Source organism: Acinetobacter sp. YH01008 (assembly GCF_013420435.1).
Classification (GTDB): Bacteria; Pseudomonadota; Gammaproteobacteria; order Pseudomonadales; family Moraxellaceae; genus Acinetobacter; species Acinetobacter pseudolwoffii.
This window is the reverse complement of record NZ_VOYD01000067.1, coordinates 1-3218: the sequence shown is the minus strand read 5'-3', so window position 1 is coordinate 3218 and position 3218 is coordinate 1. Positions and strand designations below refer to the sequence as shown.

1 protein-coding gene and 1 pseudogene are annotated in these 3218 nt (G+C 35.6%); both read right to left on the bottom strand.

Annotated elements, in window-relative coordinates:
- Positions 1-276: 276 nt before the first annotated feature.
- Positions 277-1212: a replication initiation protein gene (locus FTT75_RS15495; protein WP_159124544.1), complete on the bottom strand. Its 936-nt coding sequence runs from the start codon at positions 1210-1212 to the stop codon at positions 277-279.
- 635 nt (positions 1213-1847) lie between these two features.
- Positions 1848-3218, bottom strand: a pseudogene (locus FTT75_RS15490) (mobilization protein); the annotation flags it as partial.

Sequence of the window (3218 nt, the reverse complement as noted above, 5' to 3'; positions counted from 1 at the left end):
ATGATCATTTTTTTGTTGAACAGTGTGAAATATCTGAAGAGTATTTAATTGAGTAAAATGACATTTTCAAATATATAGATTTATTAGTTCTACTAAAATTAACATAATACACCTTATACGAAATGCTTCTTTTTATTTCATATAAATCATAGTTTTATCGTATAGCAAAAAGCCCAACCCTCTCCGATTGGGCTTTTTTAATGATTGTTCACGTTCCACGCTTAGTATTTAAGCAATGTTTCACGGGATTTGTTAGCTCATATGGATAATCTGATTTTATGGTTTGAAATCCGTTTTTTGATGTAGAGCCTTCAAAATTCGTTTAGCCGTTTCTTCCCTTACACTTTTTGGATCTCGTAAAATCCCACTAATCCAAATCGCAAAAGTAGGATAGTCAGGAAAATTACTTAGATCAGAAAGTTCAGAAAGTTTAGATAGAATAGTGCTGTATTTATTAATTTGGGGATCTGACATATTACAAAATAGCTCTACTGTCTTTGTCTCTCTCTCGGGTGCTATGAGTTTTGGCTTAGGCTTCTCTTTCACAATAAACTTGAAACCAACCACAGACCGTCCTTGTTTAACGTTTTCATAAGTGAGTTCAATGTCTGTATTAGCTGTAATTTCATCTAATGAAGGCTTAATTACACGGTCTTTTAAATTACATAGCTTGTCGTAGGACTTTGGCAAACCTAACTCAGTTTTTATATGCTCTAAGGACATTTCAAATTGTCCCATAGCTTGATATTTTTTTGCTAAATGATATAGGTCGAACGAGTAGTCTTTTTTCAGACTGAGTACGATGTCTTTCTTGTACTTAGTGTATGGATTTAATTTGTCGAACTCTTTGAGCATCAAAAGAACTTCCTCTGGGAAGCATATGGATATTGAACCATTCTCATATATTGCTCTAATGACCCAGTTACAGTAGGTTTTTTTCTTATTATCACCATAGGAAAAATAACGTCTTAACAGGTTTTTACTCGCTTCTTCCATTTGCGAATACGCTGAGTTGGTTTTTATACCGCATTCTTTTGCAAAGCTCTCTGATGTTATGGTGATTGCATCTTTTTCAGTTGCATCAATTATCCGAGCTATAGGACTAGCAAGAATTAATAAGCGTTTTTCATCAATACTCATGCTTTTAAAGCACTCTTGAATCGTATTCTGCATAACAACCCAAGATACAGGGTATGTTTTTTTATAATCCATGAAACTACATTCCGCAAGAAGTAGTTTTTTATATCATATTGATTTATTTTTGCACACGATTTTTGTAGTTTTTAACATAAAACTACATTAAATATAGTGTAGTTTAGTTCATGCCATTTGTAGTTTCTAATCATGCCATTTGTAGTTTCTAATGTGCCAAAATCATGCCATTTGTAGTTTAGTTCATGCCATTTGTAGTTTTTTAAAGTCTGAAAGCCTTGCTATATGTGGTCTGGAAGGGTGTCTAAAAGTATTTAAAAGCTTTTTAAAAGAATAAAAGAGAATTAAAGGAAAAATCAAAGGCTATGGCACTCGCTTCGCTCGTGTCGTTTCAAAAGCAAAACCAAGAGCAAAAAGATTGATAATGCATTCGCTATGCTCATGCTTTTTTAAGATCAAAAGCCCCAAAGTTCGCACCCATTCGGGATGCTCTGTACTTACCGTTTTAGATTAAAAGGGAGTTTGTAATCAGGGAAAAGGCGTTGCTGAAATTTTTATGATGCTCAATCGCTCGTAGACACTCGCTTGGTTTAAACCTGTGAGGTTCAAAAAGAAAAAAACAAAGCGAACGGAGTGTGAGTGACATAAAGATAAATCGCTCATTCCCCCTCTGATTACTGTTTTGCTGAATTAGATTAAAAATCTAATTCAAAATCATTTTTAGGTTTTGGTTTATGCTCAGGTTCATAAGTTTGTTGAGAAGTATTCTGTCTAGGCAATGGATTTTTAATTTCGTAAATATCACTTTTAATAGTCTCAAAACTCTTTAAACACGCTTGATATGATTCTCTTTGCTGTTTCAAATGGTCGTTTTGAGGCTCTAAAATCTTCTCACATTTCAGATATTTCAGCATTTGATTGTCATTTTTGATCATTTTCTCAAATTTATCGTATTCCCATTCGTGGATATTTGAACGTGCACGGCTAATGTACGTTTCTAAATTTTTAGATTTTTTCTTTATGTAATCAATCAATTGTAGTGGGTTTTTATTGTTATAGGCCTCCTGTTGCTTGTCGCATAGTTCTTTGTGATAACCAACGTAATCGGGGTAATAACCGTCACTTCGCAAGTAACTGAAATTCGTAGCCGGTTTTGGCTTGAGTCGAATTTCCGCTACTGTGGTTTCTAGTCGTTCAAGTTGTTGATTAACGCTATTAATCTTTCTACAGTTTCCCCAAGCGTATTGATCTGCTTGCTTTGCGTCTCCAAATCTTCGTAAAAGTTGTTGGGTACTTTCAATTGCAAGATTTTCGAGAGTGCTTTCTCGATGTCCGCCTGCTGTGTGCCAATTGTCATTTGAATGGGTCTTAATTCTATCTTCACCAAGTCGCTGACAATGCTGTTTAAATCCAGTTGATTTAATGCTCTCGCTAATTGCGTTTGTAATTGGGTCTTCAAGTTTTCTTGAAATGCTTGCTGTAACTGCTCCGAAAAGTTGCCCTGCTCTAGCTTTGAAAGCTCTGCTTTCAGTGTCAAAATTAAGGCTTGCTGTGCTTCTTTCTCTGTATTCAGATTGCTGATTTTGCTCTTTAGACTCAGCTCGACTTCGCTGTAGTCGCTCAAAATGGTCTTTAATGAATCGATTTGTTGACTCAAAACCTTGTTTTGCTCGGCTAACAAGTTGTTTTGTTGCATCAATAAGCTGTTTTGCTCTGTCAAAAATTGGTCGATTTCGGTCTGCATGATCTAGTTCCGTATTTGTTTCAAGTAGTTGATCTGGTTTGTAATCACTTGTGAATTCTGTTGAATCATTTGCTCTTGTGCTTTGATTGTTTTTAAATTTGTATTGGCTTGATAGCCTAGATATAAAATTATTAAAAGAATCAGCAGTCCAAAAGCTATCATCCCCCATAGGATGTGTGTTGCTCTCTGGTTGCCCAATTTTTCCGTCAAAAGGCTCTGCAACTGACTCTCTATTGTCTCTCTCTGCCCCTCTATCGCTTGCTGTACTTGGTGTTGAATGCTGTTCTGCAGGAGCTTTTCGTCGATTCTGAGGCTCTGCAAC